Source organism: Kitasatospora sp. Xyl93 (assembly GCF_055383135.1).
Map to the genome: position 1 here is coordinate 3693010 of NZ_AP029185.1, position 25193 is coordinate 3718202.

Annotated in this window: 26 protein-coding genes and 1 tRNA gene; 14 read left to right on the forward strand and 13 right to left on the reverse strand. The window is 73.3% G+C overall.

What is annotated here, in order from left to right; translation table 11 throughout:
* Positions 1-137: 137 nt before the first annotated feature.
* The 5 genes from ACZ5GH_RS16395 (at position 138) to ACZ5GH_RS16415 (ending at position 4429) form a co-directional block, all read left to right on the forward strand.
* Entirely contained in the window at positions 138-590 is a 453-nt protein-coding gene (locus tag ACZ5GH_RS16395) for a hypothetical protein (RefSeq protein WP_387752831.1), read from the forward strand.
* Positions 591-672: 82 nt separating this feature from the next.
* Positions 673-1404 (forward strand): class F sortase, encoded by a 732-nt coding sequence (locus ACZ5GH_RS16400; protein ID WP_464334576.1) that lies wholly within the window; start codon positions 673-675, stop codon positions 1402-1404.
* Positions 1405-1551: 147 nt separating this feature from the next.
* Positions 1552-2421 (forward strand): hypothetical protein, encoded by an 870-nt coding sequence (locus tag ACZ5GH_RS16405; RefSeq protein WP_464334577.1) that lies wholly within the window; start codon positions 1552-1554, stop codon positions 2419-2421.
* The gene (locus ACZ5GH_RS16410; RefSeq protein ID WP_464334578.1) at positions 2418-3227 is read left to right on the forward strand and encodes a response regulator; all 810 of its coding nucleotides are present in this window, start codon (positions 2418-2420) and stop codon (positions 3225-3227) included. Before ACZ5GH_RS16405 ends, ACZ5GH_RS16410 begins: the two co-directional genes overlap by 4 nt.
* Positions 3224-4429: a sensor histidine kinase gene (locus tag ACZ5GH_RS16415; RefSeq protein WP_387752821.1), complete on the forward strand. Its 1206-nt coding sequence runs from the start codon at positions 3224-3226 to the stop codon at positions 4427-4429. The genes ACZ5GH_RS16410 and ACZ5GH_RS16415 overlap by 4 nt, the downstream gene beginning before the upstream one ends.
* Positions 4430-4492: 63 nt before the next feature.
* Here ACZ5GH_RS16415 and ACZ5GH_RS16420 read toward each other — a convergent pair.
* Positions 4493-4566 (reverse strand) — tRNA-Thr (locus ACZ5GH_RS16420).
* A gap of 281 nt (positions 4567-4847) precedes the next feature.
* Here ACZ5GH_RS16420 and ACZ5GH_RS16425 point away from each other — a divergent pair.
* From ACZ5GH_RS16425 to ACZ5GH_RS16435, 3 genes are all read left to right on the forward strand, one after another.
* Positions 4848-5939 carry an ABC transporter ATP-binding protein gene (locus ACZ5GH_RS16425; protein ID WP_387752818.1) on the forward strand — a complete coding sequence of 364 codons (1092 nt, stop codon included), beginning with the start codon at positions 4848-4850 and terminating at the stop codon, positions 5937-5939.
* A gap of 163 nt (positions 5940-6102) precedes the next feature.
* The gene (locus ACZ5GH_RS16430) at positions 6103-6558 is read left to right on the forward strand and encodes a hypothetical protein (protein WP_387752815.1); all 456 of its coding nucleotides are present in this window, start codon (positions 6103-6105) and stop codon (positions 6556-6558) included.
* A gap of 161 nt (positions 6559-6719) precedes the next feature.
* Complete coding sequence (locus ACZ5GH_RS16435; RefSeq protein ID WP_387752812.1) at positions 6720-7523, forward strand: nucleotidyltransferase family protein; 804 nt, start codon at positions 6720-6722, stop codon at positions 7521-7523.
* Positions 7524-7616: 93 nt separating this feature from the next.
* Here ACZ5GH_RS16435 and ACZ5GH_RS16440 read toward each other — a convergent pair whose 3' ends face one another.
* From ACZ5GH_RS16440 to ACZ5GH_RS16470, 7 genes are all read right to left on the reverse strand, one after another.
* A complete protein-coding gene (locus tag ACZ5GH_RS16440) occupies positions 7617-9293 on the reverse strand; it encodes a DoxX family membrane protein (RefSeq protein WP_464334579.1) in 1677 nt (558 codons plus the stop codon).
* 225 nt (positions 9294-9518) lie between these two features.
* A complete protein-coding gene (rlmB, locus tag ACZ5GH_RS16445; RefSeq protein WP_387752807.1) occupies positions 9519-10511 on the reverse strand; it encodes a 23S rRNA (guanosine(2251)-2'-O)-methyltransferase RlmB in 993 nt (330 codons plus the stop codon).
* 137 nt (positions 10512-10648) lie between these two features.
* On the reverse strand, positions 10649-12043 hold the full coding sequence (gene cysS, locus ACZ5GH_RS16450; protein ID WP_387752804.1) for a cysteine--tRNA ligase: 1395 nt from the start codon (positions 12041-12043) through the stop codon (positions 10649-10651).
* A gap of 97 nt (positions 12044-12140) precedes the next feature.
* The gene (locus ACZ5GH_RS16455; RefSeq protein WP_387752802.1) at positions 12141-12533 is read right to left on the reverse strand and encodes a PPOX class F420-dependent oxidoreductase; all 393 of its coding nucleotides are present in this window, start codon (positions 12531-12533) and stop codon (positions 12141-12143) included.
* A 143-nt stretch (positions 12534-12676) separates the two neighbouring features.
* Entirely contained in the window at positions 12677-13177 is a 501-nt protein-coding gene (gene ispF, locus ACZ5GH_RS16460) for a 2-C-methyl-D-erythritol 2,4-cyclodiphosphate synthase (protein ID WP_464334580.1), read from the reverse strand.
* On the reverse strand, positions 13167-13922 hold the full coding sequence (ispD, locus tag ACZ5GH_RS16465) for a 2-C-methyl-D-erythritol 4-phosphate cytidylyltransferase (protein ID WP_387753189.1): 756 nt from the start codon (positions 13920-13922) through the stop codon (positions 13167-13169). Before ispD ends, ispF begins: the two co-directional genes overlap by 11 nt.
* A 297-nt stretch (positions 13923-14219) precedes the next feature.
* Entirely contained in the window at positions 14220-14702 is a 483-nt protein-coding gene (locus tag ACZ5GH_RS16470; RefSeq protein ID WP_014136563.1) for a CarD family transcriptional regulator, read from the reverse strand.
* A 440-nt stretch (positions 14703-15142) separates the two neighbouring features.
* Here ACZ5GH_RS16470 and ACZ5GH_RS16475 point away from each other — a divergent pair, with 440 nt between their 5' ends.
* Positions 15143-15784: a DUF461 domain-containing protein gene (locus ACZ5GH_RS16475; protein ID WP_387752797.1), complete on the forward strand. Its 642-nt coding sequence runs from the start codon at positions 15143-15145 to the stop codon at positions 15782-15784.
* A 102-nt stretch (positions 15785-15886) separates the two neighbouring features.
* Here ACZ5GH_RS16475 and phoP read toward each other — a convergent pair whose 3' ends face one another.
* Both phoP and ACZ5GH_RS16485 read right to left on the reverse strand, forming a co-directional pair.
* Positions 15887-16582 carry a two-component system response regulator PhoP gene (gene phoP / locus ACZ5GH_RS16480; RefSeq protein ID WP_031069385.1) on the reverse strand — a complete coding sequence of 232 codons (696 nt, stop codon included), beginning with the start codon at positions 16580-16582 and terminating at the stop codon, positions 15887-15889.
* Positions 16583-16584: 2 nt separating this feature from the next.
* Positions 16585-17994, reverse strand: a complete 1410-nt coding sequence (locus tag ACZ5GH_RS16485) for a sensor histidine kinase (protein WP_387752795.1) — start codon at positions 17992-17994, stop codon at positions 16585-16587.
* A gap of 306 nt (positions 17995-18300) precedes the next feature.
* On the opposite strand from ACZ5GH_RS16485, the gene phoU reads away from it, so the two are divergent.
* Together phoU and ACZ5GH_RS16495 are read left to right on the forward strand one after the other, a co-directional pair.
* Positions 18301-18990 carry a phosphate signaling complex protein PhoU gene (gene phoU, locus ACZ5GH_RS16490; RefSeq protein ID WP_464334581.1) on the forward strand — a complete coding sequence of 230 codons (690 nt, stop codon included), beginning with the start codon at positions 18301-18303 and terminating at the stop codon, positions 18988-18990.
* 184 nt (positions 18991-19174) lie between these two features.
* A complete protein-coding gene (locus ACZ5GH_RS16495; protein WP_387752789.1) occupies positions 19175-19354 on the forward strand; it encodes a hypothetical protein in 180 nt (59 codons plus the stop codon).
* A gap of 74 nt (positions 19355-19428) precedes the next feature.
* Here ACZ5GH_RS16495 and ACZ5GH_RS16500 read toward each other — a convergent pair whose 3' ends face one another.
* The 3 genes from ACZ5GH_RS16500 to ACZ5GH_RS16510 all read right to left on the reverse strand — a co-directional run bounded on the left by ACZ5GH_RS16500 (position 19429) and on the right by ACZ5GH_RS16510 (position 22196).
* Positions 19429-20025 carry a lytic polysaccharide monooxygenase auxiliary activity family 9 protein gene (locus ACZ5GH_RS16500; RefSeq protein WP_387752786.1) on the reverse strand — a complete coding sequence of 199 codons (597 nt, stop codon included), beginning with the start codon at positions 20023-20025 and terminating at the stop codon, positions 19429-19431.
* 410 nt (positions 20026-20435) lie between these two features.
* Positions 20436-21671, reverse strand: a complete 1236-nt coding sequence (locus ACZ5GH_RS16505) for an XRE family transcriptional regulator (protein WP_464334582.1) — start codon at positions 21669-21671, stop codon at positions 20436-20438.
* A gap of 147 nt (positions 21672-21818) precedes the next feature.
* A complete protein-coding gene (locus ACZ5GH_RS16510; protein ID WP_464334583.1) occupies positions 21819-22196 on the reverse strand; it encodes a GntR family transcriptional regulator in 378 nt (125 codons plus the stop codon).
* A 171-nt stretch (positions 22197-22367) separates the two neighbouring features.
* Between ACZ5GH_RS16510 and ACZ5GH_RS16515 the strand changes: the two genes are divergently transcribed.
* The 3 genes from ACZ5GH_RS16515 (at position 22368) to ACZ5GH_RS16525 (ending at position 25005) form a co-directional block, all read left to right on the forward strand.
* Positions 22368-22793: a hypothetical protein gene (locus ACZ5GH_RS16515; protein WP_464334584.1), complete on the forward strand. Its 426-nt coding sequence runs from the start codon at positions 22368-22370 to the stop codon at positions 22791-22793.
* 470 nt (positions 22794-23263) lie between these two features.
* Positions 23264-23572, forward strand: a complete 309-nt coding sequence (locus ACZ5GH_RS16520; protein WP_464334585.1) for a helix-turn-helix domain-containing protein — start codon at positions 23264-23266, stop codon at positions 23570-23572.
* 1202 nt (positions 23573-24774) lie between these two features.
* Positions 24775-25005 (forward strand): helix-turn-helix domain-containing protein, encoded by a 231-nt coding sequence (locus tag ACZ5GH_RS16525; protein WP_464334586.1) that lies wholly within the window; start codon positions 24775-24777, stop codon positions 25003-25005.
* The last annotated feature ends 188 nt before the right edge of the window (positions 25006-25193 follow it).

The window sequence follows — 25193 nt, forward strand, 5'->3', positions numbered from 1 at the left end:
GAGAGCGTCCACGACGAGGACGTACGCGTCCGGCGCCGACGACGGACGTCCCGCGACACCAGCACGGCGGACCCCGCGAACCGCACCGCGGAGCGGCGTCCACCACGCACCGACCGATGCAGAGGGAGACACCCCGCATGAGCCGTACCCACCGTTCGCCCGCCCGCCGCGTCCTGGCGGCCTGCGCCCTGACCGGCGCCGCGCTGCTGGCCACCGTCACCGGCGGGCAGGCCTGGGCCGACAGCGCGCCGAAGCCCGCCGCCCCCAGCGTCGCCAGCCCGAACGTCGACGCGGCGGCGAAGACCTCCGCGCCCGCACCGGCCGCCCCGAGGGCCGAGGCCCCGAAGCCCGAGGCCTCGCCCGCCGTGGCCGTTCCCAGGAACGCCGCCTCTCCCGCCCCGGCCGCGCCCGGCGGCGCCCAGCCGGCGCAGGTCCGCGAGGTGCCCAAGGGCGCCGCGCAGGCCGGTGACGGCTCCGCCGCCTCCGACGGCTCCGGCCTGATGCTCGCCGGCGGCGGCACCGTCGCGGCCGTCGGCGCCGCGGGCCTGGGCTTCGCCCTCCTGCGCCGCCGCTCCGGTGCGCGCGGCTGACACCGGTCCCGAGTCCGCCGGGCACCCCGGCGCCGCTTCCCCGTACCCGGCCAGTCGGGGAAGCGGCGCCGGGGCCGCCCCGGTGGCGGGGACCGACAGCCGCCGACGCGCCAAGGGCCGCCGGCGGGGGCGCCGACGCGCCGCCCGGCCCGGCCCGGGCCCGCTGAGCCGTACCGCCTTCGGCACCGCGGGCCTGCTCTGCCTGGTGCTCGGCACCTCGCTCGCCCTGTCCGGACGGGAGACCCCGGTGGTACGGGTCGAGACCTCCGGGCACGGCAGCGGGGGGACCGACGCCCCGGCGGCGGCCCAGGGCGCCGGGGCCACGACCGGCACCGCGCCCGCCGCACCCGCCGCTCCCAAGCCGTACCCGCCCTCGCCGCCGACCCGGCTGCTGGTCCCCTCCGTCGGGGTGGACGCCCCGGTGGCCGAACTCGGCCTGAACCCCGACGGCACCGTCGAGGTGCCGCCGGCCGACCGGGGCGACGAGGTCGGCTGGTACCGCAACGGCCCCACCCCCGGCGAGACCGGCCCCGCCGTGCTCATCGGGCACTACGACACCGCGCACGGCCCGGCGGTCTTCAAGCAGCTGCCGAAGCTCCGGCCCGGCGAGCTGATCCGGATCCGGCGCGCGGACGGCGCCACCGTGGACTTCAAGGTCCGCACCCTGCTCCAGGCCGCCAAGGACCGCTTCCCGACCGAGCAGGTGTACGGTGACACGCCCGCGCCCGCACTGCGGCTGATCACCTGCGGCGGACGGATCGGCTCGGACGGCCACTGGACGGACAACATCATCGTGCTGGCGGACCTGGCCTGACGCCGGATCCGGCGCCGACGCCGCCCCGACGGCGGGGCACGGGCCCCGCCGCGGAACCGCCGGCCGCCGTTCGCGCGACCTACCACCGGGGCGGTGACGGGAGCGACGGCCGAAACGTCGCCGCAGATCAGGAGGACGACACCGACCGTGGCAGCAACCCCGCCATCCCGCCGCCGACCCGGCGCCGTCCCGGTGGCCACCCTGGCCGGCCTGGTCGTCGTCCTCGCCCTCGCCGCCCTGGCCTTCGGCCCCGCCACCCCCGGCGAGCTGCGCGACCAGGGCCCGGCCGAGGCCGTCACCCCGCCGCCGGTGCCCCGGCCGCTCTGGCCGCAGCTGCCCGCCTCCCCGCCGCCGGCCACGCCCGCGGCCGGTGCCACCCAGGAGCCGCCGCAGCCCGTGCCGGACCTGACCGTCCCCGGGCGCGACATCACCGCGGTCGACGTCCGCACCGTCCTCGCCAAGGACCCGCTGGTGGGCCCGGAGGAGCGGCGGGCGCTCGGCACCTGCGCCGACTGCGAGGTCCGCCCCCCCGAGTTCCGCGACGTCACCGGGGACGGGCAGCCCGAGCTGATCTCCGTCGTCGTCACCCCCGGGCGGGTCGTGCTGCACGTCTACACCCTCGTCGGGGACCGCCTGCTGCCCGTCCTCCAGGTGCCGGTCCAGCCGGCGTTCAGCGCCGCGACCATCGGGCCCGACCTCTGGCTGTACGAGCCGACCAGCGCCTACGTCCAGACCAGCAGCCACTACCAGTGGGACGGGGCCAGGCTCGCCCTGAAGGAACGCCGGGACGAGGGCGTCGGCGTGCTGCCGCCCACCGGCCCGCCCACGGGCCCGGCCACCGGCCCGGACACCGGCCGGGCGGCCACCGCCACGCCCGAAGCCAGCCCGGGACCGGTGCGCCGCACCCCCGTCGCGCCGCAGCCCGCGGCCCCGGGGGCCGCCGTCCCGTCCCCGCGCGGCGCCCGGCCGTCCACCGCGCCCTCCGCCCCCGCCGTGCTCCCGGAAGCGAAGCGATGACCACCCCCGCAGGCACCGACCCCACCCGCGCCGGCGCCGCCGGCACCCCCGCCCACCCGCACATCCTCCTGGTCGAGGACGACGAGGTGATCCGCGAGGCCACCCGGATGGCCCTGGAACGCTACGGCTTCCCGGTCACCACGGCGGCCGACGGCCTGGAGGGTCTGGAGGCCTTCCACGCCGTCCGGCCCGACCTGCTCCTGCTCGACGTCATGCTGCCGCTGCTCGACGGGGTCGGCCTCTGCCGCCGGATCCGCGAGGAGAGCCAGCTGCCGATCCTGATGATGTCCGCCCGCACCGATCCGGTGGACGTGGTCTCCGGGCTGGAGGCCGGCGCCGACGACTACGTGGTCAAGCCCTTCGAGAGCGCCGTCCTGGTCGCCCGGATCCGTACCGTGCTGCGCCGCGTCCGGGTCGTCCCGGCGGCCGACACCCCGCCACCGCCGCCACCGCCGGTCGTCCCCGGGACTCCGCAGCCGCCGGAGGCCCCCGCCCCCTCCCCCGCCCCCTCCCCCGCCGTGCGCAGCTTCGACGGCCTCCAGGTGGACACCGACAGCATGGAGGTCCGGGTGGACGGCCGCCTCGTCCCGCTCACCCCCACCGAACTGCGGCTGCTGCTGGAGTTCACCGCCGCGCCCGGGATCGTGCTGGAGCGCTCCACACTGCTCGAACGCGTCTGGGACTACGAGTGGGGCGCCGACACCCGGGTCGTGGACGTCCACGTGCAGCGGCTGCGCGCCAAGATCGGCTCCGGCCGGATCGAGACCGTCCGCGGGTTCGGCTACAAGCTGCGGCGCCCGGCATGACCCTGCGCCGCCAGATCGCCACCGCCGTCGCCGCCATCGCCGTCCTGGTCGCGGTGGCCGTCGGCCTGCTGGTCCACCAGGCGATGATCCGTCAGCACGTCGACCAGGCCCGTGCCTCCGCACTCGCCGTCCTCGACTCCGCCCTGGACGACTACGGCCGCGGCGGCGCCCCGGCCGGCCGGGGCGCCGCCGTGAACGACCCGGCCCTGCCCGAGCGGCTGCGCGCCCTCGCCGCGAGCGGCCGGCACGGCTCGCTGCTCGCCGCCGACGGCAGCGGAGAGTCGATGTGGGCGGCCGGCCCGGTGCAGAACGGGGTGCTGTCCGTCCGGGTGGACTTCGCCCAGGACCGGCGGGCCATCGCGGACCTGGACCGGATCATCCTGCTCACCGTCGTCGCCGCGGTCTTCACCACCGTGCTGGCCGGCGTGCTCGTCGCCGACCGGATCAGCCGCCGGCTGCGCACCGCGGCCACCGCCGCCCGGGGCATCGCGGCCGGCGGGACGGACACCCGGATCGGCGAACTCGTCGACGGCAAGGACGAGGTGGCCGACCTCGCCGCCGCCGTCGACCTGATGTCCCGCACCCTGCACCGGCGGCTGGAGGACGAGCAGCGCTTCACCGCGGACGTCGCCCACGAGTTGCGCACCCCGCTCACCGGGCTGGTCACCGCCGCCGAACTGCTGCCGCCGGGCCGCCCCACCCAGCTCGTGCAGAACCGGGTCCAGGCGCTGCGCGGCCTGGTCGAGGACCTGCTGGAGGTGTCCCGCCTGGACGCGGACGCCGAGTCCCCCGACCTCTCCGCCGTCCCCCTGGAACGCGCGGCCCGCCGCACCGTCACCCTCACCGGCCTGGACGTCACCGTCGACGTCACCGCCGACCGGCGGGTCCGCACCGACCTGCGCCGGCTGGACCGCATCCTCGGCAACCTCCTCCTCAACGCCCACCGCCACGGCGCCGGCCCGGTCCACCTGCACGTCGACGGCCCGCGGATCACCGTCCGCGACCACGGCCCCGGCTACCCCGAGGACCTCCTGCGGCACGGCCCCCAGCGCTTCCGCACCAACGCCCCCGAACGCGGCCGCGGCCACGGCCTCGGCCTCACCATCGCCACCGGCCACGCCCGCGTCATCGGCGCCACCCTGACCTTCGCCAACCACCCCGAGGGCGGCGCCCTCGCCACCCTCACCCTCCCCCCGGACTGACCCCGGCAACGCCGAAGGGCCGACCCGACACCCGTCGGACCGGCCCTTCCCACTGCTGCGCGGAGCCCCCTGTCGGGTTCGAACCGACGACCTACGCTTTACAAGAGCGTCGCTCTGGCCAGCTGAGCTAAGGAGGCACGGTGGCCGTCCGCGAGGGATCACGGCGGCACCGGGGGGCAGTCTACCGGGCCCGGGTGGCGAGGTGGGGGGATATCCGGGGGTTGGTGGGACGGGTGGGCGTGATGGAACCGATGCCGAAATCGGGTGGGGTGGGGGCTGACAAGCGGCGGGAGCGCAGGTAGCGTCGCCGGGAGCCGGTTCGTTCAGTGGTCCAGACCACTGGTGGCCGGCGGAGTACATCGGACCCCTTTACTCGGATCGTCCGGCACGTTCCTGCCGGTGAAGGAGAGCAACGACCATGGCTTCTGTCACGTACGACAAGGCGACCCGCGTCTACCCCGGGGCGGACAAGCCCTCGGTGGACGCGCTGGACCTGGAGATCGCGGACGGCGAGTTCCTCGTGCTGGTCGGCCCCTCGGGCTGCGGCAAGTCGACCAGCCTGCGCATGCTGGCCGGCCTGGAGGACGTCAACACCGGGGCGATCCGGATCGGCGACCGCGACGTCACCCACCTGCCGCCGAAGGACCGGGACATCGCCATGGTGTTCCAGAACTACGCGCTCTACCCGCACATGACCGTCGCCGACAACATGGGCTTCGCGCTCAAGATCGCCGGCGTGAACAAGGCGGAGATCCGCACCAAGGTCGAGGAGGCCGCGAAGATCCTCGACCTCACCGCGCTGCTGGACCGCAAGCCGAAGGCGCTCTCCGGCGGTCAGCGCCAGCGCGTCGCGATGGGCCGCGCGATCGTCCGCCAGCCGCAGGTCTTCCTGATGGACGAGCCGCTGTCGAACCTGGACGCCAAGCTCCGCGTCTCGACCCGCACCCAGATCGCCGGCCTCCAGCGCCGCCTGGGCATCACCACGGTGTACGTCACCCACGACCAGACCGAGGCGCTCACCATGGGCGACCGGGTCGCGGTGCTCAAGGACGGTCTGCTCCAGCAGGTCGACACCCCGCGCACCATGTACGACAAGCCCGCCAACCTCTTCGTGGCCGGCTTCATCGGTTCGCCGGCCATGAACCTGGTCGAGGTGCCGCTGGTGGACGGCGGCGTGAAGTTCGGCGGCTCGGTCGTCAACATCTCCCGCGAGGACCTGGCCGGCGCCGGCACCGACAAGACGGTGACCGTCGGCGTGCGCCCCGAGCACTTCGAGATCGTCCCGTCGGGCGGCATCGAGGGCGTCGCGGTGACCGTCAACGTGGTCGAGGAGCTCGGCTCGGACGGCTTCGTCTACGGCACCACCCAGATCGGCGGCCAGGACCACGACCTGGTCGTGCGCGTGCCCGGCCGCCAGATTCCGGCCCGCGGCGAGACCATCCACGTCGTGCCGATCGCCAACGAGACCCACGTCTTCTCCACCAGCTCCGGCCTGCGCCTGAGCAACTGACGCAGCCTCCGCGCGACACCGGAGCCCGTCGGACCCCCGCGGTCCGGCGGGCTCCGTCCGTACACCCCCCGTCAACCCGGCAAGGGGACAAAACCGGACACCGTGTCACTCGATGGTGTAACGGAGGGCGATCCGGCCCGCACGCACCGCTACTCTCCTGAGGGTGAAGCAGCTAGTGCGCCGTATCGGCCAGACCGTCGCCCTGACCCTGCCGGTCGTCCTGGTGACCACCGGCACCCTCGCCGTGACCCGGGTCCCGTGGGCCCCGCCGACCGGGCTCGACCAGCAGGTCGTGGCGGCCTCCAGCGGCGACGGCGCCGGGATCGGGCGTTCCAACAACGCGGCCGGCGCCGCGGCCAAGGGCTCGGACGGGCTCGCCCCGCAGGAGTCGCTGCGGGTGGCGCTGCTGGACGAGCTGCGCGCGAAGAACCCCTCCGCCGCGCTGGACCTGCTGGAGCGCTCGATGCGCGAGCAGCCGTCGCTGACGCCGTACTGCACCTCGCTGGCCGGTGAGCTGGGCAAGGCGGCGGTGCGCAAGTACCAGGGCGACGTCCAGCGGGCCCGCTCCTTCGCCCGCCCGGTCTGCGACGGGTCGTTCGCGGCCGGCGTCGTCGGCTGAGGAGCCGGAGAGGCCCCGAGCCGGGCCGGGGAAGGCCGGACACGGCTGAGGAAGGCCGGAGATGGTCGGGGAGTCGGGAGTGCCACGGCCCCTGAGCGGGCCGCGGCAACGGAAGCCCCCGAGGCGGCGGACGCCTTCGTCCGCCGCCTTATTGTTCAGGCATGACCGCTGACTCCGGCCCCGCCGCCGACCTCCCGTCCGCCGCCCCGCACCCCCGGCCCCGCCCGCCGCGGCCGACCACGACGCCCGTCACCCAGGCCGTCATCCTGGCCGGCGGTCAGGGCTCCCGGCTGCGCCCCTACACGGACGACCGCCCGAAGCCGCTGGTCGAGATCCCCGGGACGGGCACGCCGATCCTCGGCCACCAGCTGGCCTGGCTGGCCGAGGAGGGCGTCACCGACGCCGTGGTCTCCTGCGGCCACCTCGCCGGCGTGCTGGAGGAGTGGCTGGACAAGGCGGACCTGCCGCTGCGGGTGCGCACGGTGGTCGAGGCGGAGCCGCTCGGACGCGGTGGCGGGCTCAAGTACGCGGCCAAGGCGCTGCCCCGCCCGGACGAGCCCTGGTACGCCACCAACGGCGACATCTGGACCCGCTTCAGCCTGCGCGAGATGGCCGCCTTCCACCACGAGCGGGACGCCGTCGCGACGCTCGCGCTGGCCCGGCCGCGGATCCCCTGGGGCGCGGTGGAGACCGACCAGTTCGGCAACGTGCTGGACTTCATCGAGGCCCCGCCCTCGCCCTTCCTGATCAACGCCGGCCTGTACGTGTTCAGCCCGGAGTTCGCCGGGCTGCTGCCGGACGTGGGCGACCACGAGCGCACCACCTTCCCCCAACTCGCCCGCGGCAAGCGGCTGGCGGGCTACCAGCTGCCGCAGGGCGTGTACTGGCGGGCCATCGACACCGCCAAGGACCTCACCGAGGCCGCCAAGGAGCTCGCCTCCGGCGCGGGCCGGGCACCCCGGTAACCGGCCCACCGGCGACCGGCCCACCGCACGCGGACGCACGTCGGCCGGGTGCTCCCCCACGGAGCACCCGGCCGATCGTCGTCCCCGGGGGCCTCAGGTCGCGGTCGGCGCCCCCGGGTGGGTGGCCCGACCGCCGGACAGGTCGGTCAGCGGCGCGCTGCCCAGCACCCCGCCGAGCAGTCCGCCGGAGGTGGGACTGGACTTGGGCGCCGATCCCGCGCCGCCGGCGGCCGGGGTGCTGCGCGACGCGGGAGCGGTGCCGCCCGAGCCGCCGGACGGCGCGGACGCGGCCGGGGAGGCGCCCGACCCGGCCTCCGCCTTGGCCGAGTGCCCCTTGCCGCTCGGCGTCGGGGTGGCCGGCTTGGCGGACGGCGTGGTGGACGGGGCGGGCGCGCTCGGCGTCGGGGTGGCCGGGCGCGGGGTGGCGGGCGGGGGCGTGGTGGACGTGCCCTTGCCGCCGGGGGCGCCCGACGGGCTGCCGGACGGCCAGACCGGGGTTCCGTAGTCGGTGGCGGGGCGGTCCGGCGCCTGGTGCGCCCGGGCACCGGTGCGGACGGCGGCGCCGAGCATCGAGCCGAGCAGCAGGGTCAGGCCGACCACGACGGTGGTGACGACGGTGCCGCGGCGCAGCACCCGGCGGCGCAGCGCCCCGGGCGCGTCCGCGCCGAACCGGCGCCAGGCCTCCAGGCTGAGCCGCCCGTCCAGCGAGGCGAACGGCGCCCCGGCGATCAGCAGCGGGCTCCACGCCGCGAGGAAGATCAGGTCCGGGGTGTCGTAGACCGGGACGGCCCGCCAGCTGACGGTGAACAGCAGCGCGGCGGAGAGCGCCATCGCCGCGCCGGCGGCGAACCGCTGCCAGAGGCCGAGGACGGTCAGCACGCCGACCACGATCTGGGTGAACGACACCACCAGTCCGGCGCCCACCGGGTGCGCCATGGCGAAGGCCAGCAGCGGTTCGGCGACCTTCCAGGGATGCAGCGAGGAGAGCCAGCGCATCATCGAGCCGCGCTCGCCGCCGTCGAAGTACACCGGGTCGCAGAGCTTGCTGAACCCGGCGTAGACCGAGAGCGAGCCGAGGACGGCGCGCAGCGGCAGCAGCACCAGGCCGAGGTCGACCCGGCGGCCCGGGTACCAGGGCTGCTTGCCCTCGGCGTCGACGGCGGAGACCTCGGGCAGCTCGCCGCTCGGGGTCCAGCCGTGCGGCTCGCCGACCGGGCCGACGCCCGCGTCGGTGGCGGTGCCGGTGCCCTCGCGGGGCTGGCGCGGCAGGGCCCGGGCACCCGCGAGGGACGGGAGCAGCTGGGTGTCCGCGTCGACCAGGCGGACGCCGCCGGCCGGGGTGCCGCCCTGGCGCACCGCCTCCAGCAGCTGGGTGGCCGCGAGGTCCCCGGGGGGTGCCTGGCCGGTCCAGGTGACGGCGGTGACCCGGCCCTTGCGACGCGGTGCGCCGCCGGCGCCGGCCCCGGCCCCGACCCCGGCCAGCACCGGGACGGTGGAGGCCGGCACGACGACCTGCGGGGTGACCAGCGGACGACGGATCAGGCCCTGGTTGGCGTACGGGTCGCCGAACGCGGCGCCGGTGGACAGCAGTCCGGCCGGGGCCTCGATCAGCGGCGCCACCGGGGCGCCGAGCCGGAGCCGGAAGCTCGCCTGGGTGCTGCTGAGCCGCGAAGGGTCCGACTCCACCTTGACGGTGTTGAGGCCGGGGCCCGCGTCTATCCCGGTGCTGCCGTCGCCGAACAGGGGGCGCCGAGGTGTTCTGGTGTCCACGCCCGTCTAACCGGGTGACCGCCGCTTTGGACACTCTCCCGGGTGGATGTCCGGCGCACCATTGAAGTGATCATGAAAAAAGCGATCGGGCCCGGTCGGGCCCGATCGCCTTTCACTCGGATTGCGGGGAATTCAGGAGATCGCCTGCGCTCCGCGTCCCGGCCGTGCTCGGCGCCCGGCCGGTCTCAGGGCACCCGGCAGAGTTCGGCCGTGCCCCTGAGAACCTCAGCGCTTGGCGCGCAGCCGAGCGGCCTCGTACAGCACGATGCCCGCCGCGACACCGGCGTTCAGCGACTCGGTCAGGCCGGACATCGGGATCCGGACCCGCATGTCGCAGGTCTCCGAGACCAGCCGGGACAGGCCCTTGCCCTCGCTGCCCGCGACGATCACCACCGGGCCGGTCAGCAGCTCCAGGTCGCCGATCTCGGCCTCGCCGTCGGCGGCCAGGCCGACCACCATCAGGCCGGCCTTCTGGTAGGCCTCCAGGGTGCGGGTCAGGTTGGTGGCCCGGGCGACGGGCAGCCGGGCCGCGGCGCCGGAGGAGGTCTTCCAGGCACCGGCGGTCATGCCGGCCGCGCGGCGCTCGGGGATGACCACGCCGTGCGCGCCGAAGGCGGCGGCGGAGCGGACCACGGCACCCAGGTTGCGCGAGTCGGTCACGCCGTCCAGCGCGATGATCAGCGCGTCCTGGCCGGCGTCGGAGGCCTCCTCCAGGAGGTCCTCGGGGTGCGCGTACTCGTACGGCGGCACCTGGAGCACCAGGCCCTGGTGGTTCATCCCGCCGGTCATCTGGTCCAGCTGGGCCCGGGGGGCCTCCATCAGCGGGATGCCGCGGTCGTTGGCGGCCTGGAAGGCGTCGCGGACGCGGTCGTCGGTGTCGATGAACTGCTGGACGTACAGCGCGTTGGCCGGCACGTCGCCCTGCAGGGCCTCGACCACCGAGTTGCGGCCGAAGACCAGCTCGGCACTGCCCGCGCCGCCGCGGCCGCCACGACCGCCGCCGCCGGCCCGGCGCATGCCGGCGCGGGCCTTGGCGTCCCGCTCGCGCTTGAGCGCGGCGTTGGCGGCGCGCTGCTTGGGGTGGCCCTTGCGCTCGGCGCCGGGCGGGGTCGGGCCCTTGCCCTGGAGGGCCTTCCGGCTGTGCCCGCCGGTACCGACAGACGCGCCCTTCTTCGATCCGGGGTTGCGGCGGTTCCTGCGCTGGCTGTTGCCGGCCATGGCTGTACTTCCTGTCTGTCCGGCATGCCCCGGCCGTCCCGGTCTGCCCGGTGGCGGCCGACGGCATGCGCTACGTCATGCGGGAGGGCCGCACCGGTCCGGTACGGCCCACCCATCACCCCGATCGTCGGATGGGGCTACTGGCTGTTGATCGTCCAGCGCGGGCCGGACGGGGTGTCCTCGATCGCCAGCCCGGCCAGGCCGAGCTGGTCGCGGATGGCATCCGCGGTGGCGAAGTCCTTGCGCTCGCGCGCCGCCTGCCGCTGGTCCAGGACCAGGCGGACCAGCGAGTCGACCACGCCGTGGAGGTCCTCGCCGCGCTCCGTCCCGGCCCAGTGCGGGTCGAGCGGGTCGAGTCCCAGTACACCGAGCATCGCACGGACCTCGGCCAGTCGCGCCACCACGCTCTCCTTGTCGTCCGCGTTCAGGGCGCTGTTGCCCTGGCGGACGGCGGTGTGCACGACGGCCAGCGCCTGCGGCACACCGAAGTCGTCGTCCATCGCCTCGGCGAAGGCCGGCGGCACCTCGGGCGCCGCGTCGACCGAGCCGCAGCGCTCGACGGCGCGCTGGACGAAGCCCTCGATCCGGCCGAAGCCGGCCTCGGCCTCGCGCAGCGACTCCTCGCTGTACTCGATCATGGAGCGGTAGTGCGGGGCGGCCAGGTAGTAGCGGAGCACGATCGGCCGCCACGCCCGGACCATCTCGGAGACCAGCACCGAGTTGCCCAGCGACTTGCTCATCTTCTCGCCGGCCATGGTGACCCAGGCGTTGTGCACCCAGAAGTTGGCGAAGTCGTCGCCGTAGGCCTTGGACTGGGCGATCTCGTTCTCGTGGTGCGGGAAGATCAGGTCCAGCCCGCCGCCGTGGATGTCGAAGGCCGTGCCCAGGTACTTGTGGGCCATCGCCGAGCACTCCAGGTGCCAGCCCGGACGGCCGCGGCCCCACGGGGTCTCCCAGCTCGGCTCGCCCGGCTTGGCGGCCTTCCACATCGCGAAGTCGCGCTGGTCCCGCTTGCCGGTCTCGCCCTCGCCCTCCGGCTGGCGCAGGTCGTCCAGCTTCTGGTTGGAGAGCGCCAGGTAGTCGGGGTACGAGCGCACGTCGAAGTAGACGTTGCCGTCGGCCGCGTAGGCGTGGCCCTCGGCGATGAGCCCCCGCATCATCTCGATCATCTCGGGGATGTGCCCGGTGGCCCGCGGTTCGACGGTCGGCCGCAGGCAGCCGAGGGCGTCGTAGCCGTCGTTGAAGGCGCGCTCGTTCTCGTAGGCGATCTGCCACCACGGCGTGCCGAGCTCGCGCTCCTTGGCGATGATCTTGTCGTCGATGTCGGTGACGTTGCGGGCGAAGGTCACCTGGTAGCCGCGGTAGGCGAACCACCGCTGCATGAGGTCGAAGTTGAGGTACGACCGGATGTGCCCGATGTGTGGCGCCGACTGGACGGTAGCGCCGCACAGGTAGATCGAGACACAACCCGGTACAAGCGGGACGAAGTCGCGTACCTGGCGGGTGCTGGTGTCGTACAGACGAATGCTCACAGCGTCAAGCGTAGTGGGCACCGGGGGGTGCCCCGCCACATTCCCCGGGACAACGGGGGCGCGGTCCCGGGGAAACGGTGCGGCGCGGGCGGGTGGATCAGATGTTGCCGACCACCTTGCGCGGGGAGATCCGCACGACCACCCGGACGTCCTCCGGCCCGTCCCAGCCGTAGTCCTTGCCCATGTACTTGTGGGACAGCTCGTCGATCAGCTCCCGCCCGCCCTCGGTGGTCAGCGTGGCCTCGCCGCGCGCCTCGAAGTACTCGTACGGGTTGTCCTTCGAGTTGATGACCAGCGACACCCGGGGGTCCCTGACCAGGTTGAGGTGCTTGCGGCGGCCCTGGACGGTGGAGAACAGGATGTCGTCGCCGTCCCGCTTGACCCAGACCACCGAAGCCTGCGGGCTCCCGTCGGGCTGGATCGTGGAGACCACGGCGAAGCTCTTGCTGTCGAGCAGATCCTTGACCTTGTCGGCGAGTTCGACACCCATCGGAAACCTCTTCTCGTCGCGGCGCGCGGCCCGAGCGGAAGCCCCGCACGGGCCCGAGTCGAACACTAGCGACTCGGGCCCCGGGGACACCCGGTGAACACCCGTCAGGCGCGGGATCTTCCGGCCCGCTCACCGCGTACGGCTCAACGCCGCTCGTACACCAGCGCGGTGGCGATCGCGGCCAGGCCCTCGGCCCGGCCGGTCAGCCCCAGCCCGTCGGTGGTGGTGCCGGAGACGGACACCGGGGCGCCGGCCGCCCCGGACAGCGCGGCCTGCGCCTCGGCCCGGCGCTTGCCGATCTTCGGCCGCACGCCGATCACCTGGACCGCGACGTTGCCGATCTCGAAGCCGGCCTCGCGGACCAGCCGGGCCGCCTCCCCGAGCAGCTTCACCCCGGACGCGCCGGCCCACTCCGGGCGGTCGGTGCCGAAGTGGGCGCCCAGGTCGCCGATCCCGGCGGCCGAGAACAGCGCGTCGCAGGCGGCGTGCGCGGCGACGTCGGCGTCCGAGTGGCCGGAGAGCCCGGCCTCGGCGTCCGGCCACTCCAGCCCGGCCACCCAGAGCGGGCGGCCGGCCTCGAAGGCGTGCACGTCGGTGCCGATCCCGATCCGGGGGATCACGGGGGTCTGCGGGTCAGTAGGCATCGGCGGCCCTCCGGCGGGCGAGTACGGCCTCGGCGAGCACGAGGTCCAGTGGACGGGTGACCTTGAACGCCTCCTCGTGGCCGGGCACCACGACGACCCGGCCGCCGTAGCGCTCGACCAGGCCCGCGTCGTCGGTGACCGGCGGCGCGTCGGCGGTGCCCGCACCCTCCTCGGCCAGCGCCTTGGCGTGCACCTCGACCAGGGCGGCTCGGTCGAAGCCCTGCGGGGTCTGCACCGCGCGCAGGGTGGCGCGCTCGGGCGTGTCGAGCACCGGCTCGGGGCCGCCCGGGTTCGGCTCGACCCGCTTCACCGTGTCGGCCAGCGGCACCGCCGGCACCACGGCCCGCGCCCCGGCCCGGACGGCGGCCGCGACGGCGTCCACCACCTCGACCGGGACCAGCGGACGGGCCGCGTCGTGCACCAGCACGATCCCGACCTCGTCCGGGATGGCGGCCAGGCCGAGCCGGACCGACTCCTGGCGGGTCGCCCCGCCGGCCACCACCCGGATGTCCTTGCCGTCCAGCCCGTGGCTGTCCAGCAGGGCGACCACCTCGGCCACCCCGTCGGCGGGTGCGGCGACCACGACCAGGCCGACCGCCCGGCTGCGGGCCAGGGCCCGGACGGCGTGCACCAGGAGCGGCACGCCCCCCAGTTCCCGCAGGGCCTTCGGGGCTCCGGGCCCCAGCCGCTCACCGCGTCCGGCGGCGGGCACCACTGCTGCTGCGACTGCTCCTGACGCGTTCAGGTTTCACTCCTTCGGCGAAGTGGGTATGGCCATGGCGTGCCCGGCGGGCGCACCGGGCCCCTTCCGAAGAACCACGGTCCACCGCCCGCCGCACGGCTCCGCGAACTCCGCACGACAGCGGGTGCAGAAACGGTCTTGTCGGCCTCGGTCGGCCGGAGCGGGTGGCGTGGTCCGGACATGCCTCAGCGCCCGACGTGCCACTGCACCACTCCCGGACGGTCCGTCCGAGGAGTGGCGCGCCGGCACCGGGCGCTGTGAGCGTTGGGCGGCAGCCCGACCGCACTGCGGTGGCGTGCGCTACGAGGCGAGGACCTCGTCGAGCAGCGTCTCCGCCTTGTCCTCGTTGGTGTTCTCCGCCAGCGCGAGCTCGCTGACGAGGATCTGGCGCGCCTTCGCGAGCATCCGCTTCTCGCCGGCCGAGAGGCCGCGCTCGCGCTCGCGGCGCCAGAGGTCGCGGACGACCTCGGCGACCTTGATGACATCGCCGGAGGCGAGCTTCTCCAGGTTCGCCTTGTAGCGACGGGACCAGTTGGTCGGCTCTTCCGTGTACGGTGCCCGCAGCACCTCGAAGACCCGGTCCAGACCCTCCTGGCCGACTACATCGCGCACACCGACGAACTCCGCGTTCTCGGCGGGCACGCGGAGCGTCAGGTCTCCCTGCTGCACCTTGAGCACCAGGTAGGTCTTGTCCACACCTTTGATCTGGCGAGTTTCGATGGCCTCGATCAGCGCGGCCCCGTGATGGGGGTAGACCACCGTGTCGCCAACCTTGAACGTCATGTGACAGGACCCCTTCCGTGGCTTTCCAGAATAACACGCTTCTCGGCCCACCCGAAGGGCGTTTTCGCAGGTCAGGGCCGGTCTCGGGGCTTGACAAGGACCCCCATGACGTGCTGCGACCGGTGTTCGAGAGGGGCTTCCCGCAGGTCGGAGGCGGTTCCGGGGTTCGGCGAAACCCTTGCGCAACACCCCCGCAACCATGATTGGATCTTGAGCTTTCACCCCTTTCCGGGTCGCGACGCAATCGTTATTCGATCTTGGTCGAACCTTGTCCGTCGAGTGACCCGGACGTGCCGGACGCGGCGCCGGAGGTACCGCCGGACGGCCCTCGGCGGCCCCCGGGAGTGCGACACGGGGACCACCCCGTGAGGAGCGCATAAGCGAGGTCGATAATCTGAGACCTGACCGACCGACACGTGACCTAGGGAGAAGCCGCCGCCGTGAGCCGCAGCCTTCGACGCGGCAGCATCGCCGCCATCGCCGCCATCGCCATCGCCTCGCTGTCCTCCTGCGCCGCCGGCAACACGCCGGACACCCTGCAGATCAGGCCCGACAACGCCGCGGCGACCCTCGGCACGAACATCCGGCTGAACAACATCGTGGTCGTCACCGAGGAGGGCGCCGCGGGCGACCACACCGGTGCCGCCAACGTGGTCGTGAACATCGCGAACTCCGCGGACACCGCGACCGAGCTCCAGTCCGTCACCGTCGGCGGTGCCGCCGCGACCTTCAAGGACGCCGCCGGCGCCCCGCTGTCCGGCGTCGTCGTCCCGGCCGGCGGGTCGGTGGTGATCGGCGGCCAGGACAACCCGTCCGCCTACGTCGCCTCGGCGACCGTCCACGTCGGCGGCTTCGTCCCGACCGTCTTCACCTTCAAGGACGGCCGGAAGGTCGAGGCCCAGGCCGGCGTCAGCCCGGACTCGGGCGAGCACGGCCGCGGCCTCTACAAGGGCTTCGGGCCGACCTCGTCCCCGACCGCCACCCCCTCCAAGTCCGCCACCCCGGGGGCCACCGCCCCGGCCACCGGCGCCGCCACCCCCACCGGCACGGCCACCACTCCGGCCGCCCCGCCCGCGCACTGACGCCCCGCCCCGCCGCCGGCGGGCCCGCCCGGGCCCGCCGGAGCGACGCGAAGGCCCCCTCCGGCTGCTGCCGGCGGGGGCCTTCCGCGTGGTCGGGGCGGTTTACGGCTCGAACTTGTAGCCCAGGCCGCGGACCGTGACGAGGTAGCGCGGCGCGCCCGGGTCCGGCTCGATCTTGGCCCGCAGGCGCTTCACGTGGACGTCCAGGGTCTTGGTGTCGCCGACGTAGTCCGCGCCCCACACCCGGTCGATCAGCTGCATCCGGGTGAGCACCCGGCCCGCGTTGCGCAGCAGCATCTCCAGCAGGTCGAACTCCTTGAGCGGCAGGTCGACCTTGGCGCCGTCCACGGTCACCACGTGGCGGTCCACGTCCATCCGGACCGGGCCCGCCTCCAGGGCGCCCGGGCCGCCGCCGTTGTCGCCCGCGCCGCCGTCCTCGCCGCGGCGGCGCAGCACCGCGCGGATCCGCGCGACCAGCTCGCGGGTGGAGTACGGCTTGGTGACGTAGTCGTCAGCGCCTATCTCCAGGCCGACGACCTTGTCGATCTCGCTGTCCTTGGCGGTCACCATGATCACCGGGACGTTGGAGCGCACCCGGAGCTGGCGGCAGACCTCGGTGCCGGGCAGGCCCGGCAGCATCAGGTCGAGCAGGACGAGGTCGGCGCCGTTGCGTTCGAACTGCTCCAGGGCGTCCGGGCCGGTGGCGGCGACGGCCACCTCGAAGCCCTCCTTGCGGAGCATGTACGAGAGGGCGTCGCTGAACGACTCCTCGTCCTCTACCACCAGTACTCGGGTCACGATCAGGCCTCCGGGGCAAGCTGCGGGGTTGTGTCTGACAGGTGTTGTTCCCGCTCCCCGGCGGGGAGCGGACGGGCCGTACGGTCCGTGGTGAGGGTTCGGGGTGCGGCGGCGGGTCCGGCGGGGTCGCCGTCCGGCCCGTGGTCCGGACCGTGGTCGGGCCCGTCGTCGAATCCGTCGTCGGGCCCGTCCTCCGCGGGTTCCTGCCCGGCGGGCAGGCGCACGGTGAAGGTCGAACCCTGGCCCTCGACGCTCCACACCGAGACGGTGCCGCCGTGCGAGGCCGCGACGTGCTTGACGATGGACAGGCCCAGGCCGGTGCCGCCGGTCGCCCGGGAGCGGGCGGGGTCGACGCGGTAGAACCGCTCGAAGACCCGCTCGCGGTCCTTCTCGGAGATGCCGATGCCCTGGTCGGTGACCGAGATCTCGATGAGCTCGCCGTCCGCCTCCCCGAGCGCCGCGGCGCTGGAGATCCGGCGGGTGGCGATGGCCACCCGGGTGCGGGGCGGGCTGTAGTTGACGGCGTTCTCGACCAGGTTGCCGAGCGCGGCGGCGAGCTGGCCGCGGTTGCCGTGCAGGTAGAGGCCGGCGATGCCGCCCGCCGCGATCAGGATCTGCTTGGCGGCGGCCTGCTGGCGGCAGCGGTCGATCGCCTCGGCGATCAGCTCGTCCACCGCGACCGGCTCCGGATCGACCATCAGCCGGTCGTCCTGGACCCGGGACAGGTCGATGATCTCCTGGACCAGGCTGGCCAGCCGGGCCGCCTCGACCTGCATCCGGCCGGCGAAGCGCTGCACCGCCTCCGGGTCGTCGGACGCGTCGACGACCGCCTCGGACAGCAGCGACAGGGCGCCGACCGGGGTCTTGAGCTCATGGCTGACGTTGGCCACGAAGTCCCGGCGGACGGCCTCCACCCGGCGCCGCTCGGTCTGGTCCTCGACCAGCACCAGCACCAGGCGGGAGCCCAGCGGGGCCACCCGGACGGAGACCGCGAGCGGCTCCGCCGCGCGGGCCGCGCCCGGCCGGGGCACCTCCAGCTCGACCTGGCGGATCTCGCCGTCCCGGCGGGTGGAGCGGGCCAGCGCGAGCATCTGGTCCACGGCGACCGCGCCGCCGCGCACCAGGCCCATCGCGTACGCCGCCGAGCTGGCCTTGACCACCTCGTCGCCCTCGCCCAGCACGATCGCGCAGGAGCGGAGCACGGAGAGCACGGTGTCGACCCCGGGCGGCAGCGGCGGCTCGGGGTTGCCGGTGCCGAGCGACTGGTGCCGGCCGGGGTTCCTGCCGCCGGTTCCGCCGTACCTGCCCTTGGCCTGCTCGCGCTCGCTCCAGCGGAAGGCGATGGAGGCGGTGAGGCCGACGCCGAGCCCGGCTATGGCACAGGCAGCGGCGGCGGCCACGTTCACGTCCATGTGGCCAGCGTAAGCGCACGGCCAGGGCACTCCCCAAGCGTTGGATCAAGGCATCGACCACGCGTTGCCGAGAATTCACCTTCAGGAAGCCGCCGATTCACCGTGGCGGCCGTGCACCGTCGCCCTGACGGCCGAAAGTTGGCCAGGCAGCCCGTGTGGGAGAGATCGGTGCGCCGAACAGCGGCCACCGGCTCGGGTGTGCGCGTACGATGCGCGCCACCAGCAGCGGTCACCCGGACACCGGAACGACGGTCGGACGGGCTGACCGGTCGGCACCGCCACCGACACAGCTACTGAGGAGAGAACATGCGCGACGCGTACCACGAGGAACTCGATGCGATCGGCGACAGCCTGGTCGAGATGGCCCGGCTGGTCGGCTCTGCCCTGGGCCGCGCCACCACCGCCCTCCTCGACGCGGACCTGGCGCTGGCGGAGAGCGTGATCGCCGCCGACGCGAAGATCAACGATCTGCACCACGAGCTGGAGAACCGGGCCATCGACCTGCTGGCCCGCCAGCAGCCGGTCGCCACGGACCTGCGCATCGTCGTCACCTCGCTGCGGATGAGCGCCGACCTGGAGCGCTGCGGCGACCTGGCGCGGCACGTCGCCAAGGTCGCGCGGATGCGCTACCCCGACACCGCCGTGCCGCGCGACCTGCACTCCACCGTCCTGGAGATGGGCCAGCTCGCCCAGCGCCTGGTGGCCAAGGCCGGTCTGGTCATCGCCACCAAGGACGTCGACAAGGCGCTGGAGATGGAGCAGGACGACGACGCGATCGACACCCTGCACCGCGAGCTGCTGTCGCACCTGATCGACGAGCGCTGGCGCCACGGCATCGAGACCGCCGTCGACATCACCCTGGTCGGCCGCTACTACGAGCGCTTCGCGGACCACGCGGTGTCGGTCGCCAAGCGCGTGGTGTACCTGGTGACGGGCGAGCACGTGGCCGAGTTCGTGGCCGCCGGCGAGGCCGCCGAGGCCTCGCCGGTCGACTGACCGCCGCGGGCCGGACCGCCGGTCCGGCCCGCCCCGAGGGGTGGGTAAACCTGTGACGAGGGTGGTGCGGGCGCACGGACTCCGTGCGCCCCACCACTGCGCGCCCGTTGACGCTCCCTCCGTCCGGCGGCTTCACTCGACAGTGGGGGCACAGGACTGTGCCCGTCACTAGGAGGGAAGCTCGATGAAGGCCAACCCGACCCGACCGGCGACCGCCCACGACACCGTCGAGCCGCCCGCCCCGAAGTTCCTCCCCGTCGTCGCGGCCGGCTGCGGCTGCGGCCCCGGCTGCGGCTGCGGCTGCCAGTCCGGCGCGCCCTGCCAGTGCGGCGGCGCGGACGGCGGCTGCTGCGGCGGCCACTGAGCGGGCCGTCGTCCGCCGGGTTCCCGAGGTGCACGGCCGGCCGCGGCCGTGCACCTCGCGCGTTGCCGCCGGTGTCAGAACCGGACGTCGGAGCAGGAGTAGAAGGCGTTCGGGGTGTCGGAGATCGTCCAGACCGCGACGACCACCTGATGACCGGTCCGGCCGCTCGGCATGGTCGCGGTGTGGCTGAGCGTGCTCGGCACCTGCTTGCCGCCGTACGGGACGGTCAGGAAGGGCGTCAGCTCCAGGTTGGCCCGGGTGACCGGCTGGCTGGCGTCGTAGCCCGGCTTGGTCAGGTAGTACCGGAAGTCGGTGGTCGCGTGCCGGGCGGTGAACGTCCAGGTGAAGGTGAGCGGCCGGCCCGCCGTCACCGGCGTGGTCGGCCAGGCGCCCCCGTGCGGGTCGTCCAACTCGGCGAAGCGCGAGTTGCCGCCGGCACAGATGGTGCCGTCCGAGGGGCCGAGGGCCGGGAAGCCCTTGCCGCCCTCGACGCTCTGCGGCTCCCACTGGATGGCGCCGCAGTCCCACGGCACCGCGTCCACGTGGCTGTCGCAGAGCGCGGCCCGGCTGGGCGGGGTCGAGATCCAGCCGTGGGACGAGGCCGGGAAGGCGAGGGTCAACGGGATCGCCAGCGCGGCGACGGCCGCCCCGACGATGTGGCGTGTGCGCATGGTGCTCCTCCGTGGGGGTGGATGGAGTGTGCGCCGGGGGCGCAGACGCGCGCGTGGGGGCGCGGCGGCCCGGACGGGAGTTCCTGGCATGCCTGCGCCGGTCCGGTGCCCTCACGGTAGGAGTCGCCGACTGGACCGTCAATGGTCTGAACCATTTTCCGTCTACCCAACTCCCCTGCCTGGCAAGCGGGTTGACCCGGAACCGGCCGGAAACGAACGAAGGCCCCACCCCCGGTCCAACCCGGCGGCGGGGCCTCTGCGCTCCTGGGCCTACTTCTTGCCCTGGGTCTGGCCTGTCGTTTTTTCAGGCCTGGCCAATGGGCTCTGACGTGGGCCTGAGTCGTCGACAGTTGTCATCATTGGTCGGCATTGAGGATCCTTAGACGGCCCAGGCACGGCCCGAATCACACCTACACGCCGACCCCTGCCAGGGCGTTCAGGTGGTCCAGGTACGCGTGCGTCTCGGGGGCATCGCTGTACTCCCTGCCGACCAGGGCTGCCAGCTCGCGGCTAACTGCCAGAATGGACGGCAACGACTGGCGCTCCCCCCGAAGCGCCCACTCGCCGTAGTTCACCGCACCTTCGAGATCCCCCTCTCGGGCCGCAACGACGCCGAGCGTCAGCCGGGCTTCGGCGATCCTCATGGGGGACCGCTCGGTGCCGTCGTAGTCGGTACTGGCCCGGATCACCTCCTCGGCCAGGGCCCGCGCCAACTTGTTCTCCCCGAGTAGCCGATAGCAGTCCATGGCGTAGAAGTCGTACTTCGCTGGGTCCACCACGAAATGGTTGTCCAGGTTCTCGGGGTAAGGCAGCCCCTCCAGCAGCCGCCGACCACGGTCCAACGCGACTTCGGCCTGCCTGCGGTCACCCAGCCGCGCCCACGCCTTCGCTTCCTGGGCGGCCAGTTGCACGGCGACACCCTGGCGGGCAGCCACTTCGGTGCCCGCGTTCGCCGCCGCCAGCACGCCGCGATAGTCCCCGGCAGTGACAGAGAACCAGGCCCGCATCTCGTGCGCCCACCCCTGGATCCCGCCGTGCTCGGCTTCGGCCCCAAGGGACAGCGCCGCCCGTCGGGTGGATTCGGCCGCACGGCGGTCGCCCATGTCGTACTCGACGCAGCCCACCAGCAGCGCAAGCCATCCCGCCTGCGCCAACACCTCTCGGTGCTGAGCCAGCGTCAGCCGCTGGGACTGCAGCGCCGCTACCCGCTTGAGCCACTGCCGACCTTCGATTGCCAGCTGATCCGGCGGAAGCTGGGCGTACTCGGAGCAGAGTCGGTCGGTCGTGATCCGGAGCGCGTCCAAGGTGGCGTTGTCCACGTCCGACGCTTGCAGTCGGCTGATGATGTCCAGCGTCTCCATGCCGCTGGCCACGACGATTTCGGCATTGCCATCCCGCCTGCCGCCCACCGGGAACAGCGCGTGCGTCACGGTGCCAAACGTGGCGGCAATGATCGGCTGATAGAAGTCGCTTGGCGTGACCTCGCCCGACTCCCAGCGCTTCCACTGCCGGAGCAAGCTCGCGTTGGCCGGCAACTCCTCGGAAGCGTGAGCCCGAAGCGCCTTGATCGCGTCCGTCTGCGACCACTCCCGCGCTTCCCGCTCCGCCGTCATGCGTCGCGCCCATGCGGGCCTGTCCAAGCTCATGGTGCCCTCCCTCTGGGGTGGTGCCTGCACTGAGTCTTGCACTGGAAAAGCCCTGGACAGCAGGGGGTGACAGGGCAGTGACACCAGACCTGTCACCGGTGACCCCCTGCGGGTGTCACTGGTTGCGCAGTCGCCGCTATCCGATGGTTAGTCAGGAACGGGCGGCGCAACTACACGCCGCTCAAGCTCTTCAATCCGGGCCGCCAACTGCTCCACCTGGGAGGTGAGATGCTCCACCCGAGCACGGACATCATCGTCGGCCAGCGCCGCTCCGTCGCCAATGGCCGACAGGTCAACGTCGCTGCGAACGAAGGTCCCTCGCCCAGGGCTGGACACGATGAGCCCTTCCTCCCGCAGCACGCGGAGCCCGGACTGCACGGTCATATCGGCAATGCCGAACCGCTCCGCCAGCTTCTTCACCGAGGGCAGTTTGGCCCCTGGCTGATACTCCCCCGAGGCGATCTCGGTCCGGAGAGTGTCGGCTACCTGTACATACGGCGGTCTCTCGTCCTGCACCAGAGTCATGCCGCCAGGCTACCTCCCCAAGCGTGCCAATACACCTAGGTCGATGGCTTGACATACTAGGTTGACCTAGAGCACTCTAGGTCTTGCAAGAACGCCCCAGCAAAATGCGGGGAGCGGCGCCCATCCGCCAAGACAAGTCGCCGCTCCACGCCCCACGAAGGGAGTTCCATCATGCACGCTTCGCTCACCACTCAGCCGTCCCTGTCCGTCGACGCAGTGGAGGAGAACGTCTCGCTGTTCGGCGAGACGGAGCAGGGCCAGGACGAGCCGCGTCTGTCGGTGCGGGTGTCGCTGTCGCTGCGGTTCTTCGACATGGTGGGCCTGCTGGGCTTCCACCCGGGGCTGATGCTCACCACCTCGGACCTCCAGCGCTCCGACGCGCTGGCCGAAGCCCTGCGGTTCGCGATCGTGGACGCCGACGCCTCTCAGATCGAGGGGTACGCGGAGCTGGCCCGCACCGCGCTGTCGAGCCCGCGCCAGCCGGTCTACGCCTACACCAAGCTCGTCGCCGAAGCCGTCACCCGCACGTTCGGCATCACCGCCCCGCAGCCGCCCGCCGCCCCGGTGGTGAACACCCGACTGTTCGCCGCCGCCTGACGCCGCCCGGGGTGAGCGCTCACCGACGCTCACGAGCGCTCACGACCCGCTCACCCCGACGACCGGCGGCGCCCGCTTCAGCCCCGGTCGGCCGACTTTCAGGGGCACCCGCGAGGCGGTGAACACCCGACTGTTCACCGGCGCTCACGGAACCGTTCCCGGCGCTACCGCCGACCATTCCCGCGGTCACGGGAAGCGCTACCCGCCCTTTACCCCCAAGCATCGGTCGCCCACTGACCAGCGGGAACAACCCGACCGACGCCCGACCCGTTCACCGGTGAACCTCCCGGCCGTTCACCGGTGAACACCCCGACTTCCAGCCCGACTCCCGCGCCCCCGGACCGCCGCCGCCCCGACCTGAAACGGGCCCCACCGCGAATGGTGAACACGGCGCCGTGAGCACCGGTGAGCGTCGGCAGGCACTCGACCCAACCCCACCCCGTCCCATCCCCCGACTGAGGAGACCCCGCATGAACACCACGCCCACGCCCACGCCGACCACCGACCCGGCCCCGCTCGCGGACCCGACCGACTACCTGACCGTGCCCCAGGTCGCCTACGCGCTGAAGCTGTCCCAGGAGACCGTCTGGCGCATGGCACGCAGCGGCCGTCTGGACGCCTACCGGGTCGGCAACGGCCGGGGACAGGTCCGCATCCCCCGCAACGCCTTCCGCGCCTACCTGGCCGCCACCGGACTGCCCGCCGGCCTGTCCGCCGTCGCCGCCTCCGCCCCGGCCAGCAGCCGCGAGCGCTCCCCCTGGACCAAGCCCCGCACCTGACCCACCCCCTCCGCCACTTGGGAGCGGCCGTCGCGTCCAGCCCCGGCGCCCCGGCGCCGCCGGACAAGCAAGAAGAGCACCGGGCCGCCCGAGCACGGGTGCTCCTCTTGCTGTTCGGCGAAGCCGCTTGAAGGTCGTGCCGCGCAGCGGCTCCTTCATCACTCCCTGAGGCGAGCGCCAACTACAAGAACAGCCCCATCTTTTTTCCTAAGTAGGGAAGCTCTGCGTCACCGCGTCACCGGGAGCCAGAAAACGGCCTCTGACCTGCGGGAAAGGGCGTGACGCAGAGGACGGCCGCTGCGTCACCGCTGCGTCACAGCGTCACCCAACGGCACCCGCCTGCGTCACCCACCGGGCCCGGGCCGCACGACACCGCCCTAACTACAAGATCAACCCCTCTTTTTTTTCCTAAGTAGGAAACGCTGCGACATGTACGTCATGCGAGCCGAAAAACGGCCCCTGACCTGCGACAACGACCATGACGCAGAGGACGGCCGCTGCGTCATGCTGCGACATGTACGTCATGCCATGACGCAGCCCATGACGCACCGATGACGCAGACCCCGACCGCTGCGTCATGCAAAGCCGCAGGTCACAGGCCCGCATGACGCTGATGTCGCAATGACGCAGAAATCCCCACCTCGGACAACTTCCGGCCCCTGAGGAGCCGCGTGCGTCATGCGGTGACGCAGCCCGTGACGCAGCGGTGACGCAGACCCCGGCCGCCGCGTCACCCAAAGCCCCAGGTCAGGGGCCCGGGTGTCGCAGGTGACGCGGTGACGCAGAAATCCGCACCTCGGACAAACACGCCCGGCCCTGAGAAGCCCGGACCCCTGCCCATCACGCCCCGACCGGTCCTGAGCCGGGCGCCAGACCTAGCGTCGGCCCTCGCTAGACCTAGCGAGACCGCTAGCGAGCAAACCGGCCCCGACCAGCCACCTAGCGGCCAACAGCACCCCGCCGCGTCAGCCCGAAAACGCCCCAACACGCCCCCGGCACCCCCCCGCCGGTCGCTAGACGCCAGGCAACCCCTGGGCACCCCCTCCGGCCGTCGCCAGCCGCTCTGACACCCCCTGACGGCTGACACCCGCTGACACCCATTCCCCTAGGCAAACGCGGGTGTCAGGAGCCCTGACACCGGCCCCTGACACCGCCTGACACCCACCCCTGACACCCGCCGCAATCGCCCCGAGGAGAGGCCTGTGACCGACCGCAGCACCCGTGCCGACACTCGACCCGCCGTAGTCGCCCTCCCCGCCCGCTTCCTCACCCCCGAGGACATCGCCGCGATGTTCGGCGTCCCGCTGGAGACCGTCTATCAGTGGCGCCGCAAGCGCACCGGCCCGCCCGCCTTCCGCGCCGGCCGACACCTCCGCTACCACCCCGACGCCGTCGCCCAATGGGTCACCGACCAGACCCGAGACGCCGCCTGAACCACCAGGGAGCCGCCAGGGAATCAGGGAGAACTCCCTCCCCGCCTCCCTGGCGACCACATAGCCCCTGATCAGCGGCAACGCCACCTCAGGGAGGCAGGGAGGCGCCCCGACGTCCCGCCGAACACCCGGATCCAGCACCCATCACCGCCCCGGGCGCCTCCCTCCCTGCCCCACCACACCCCCCT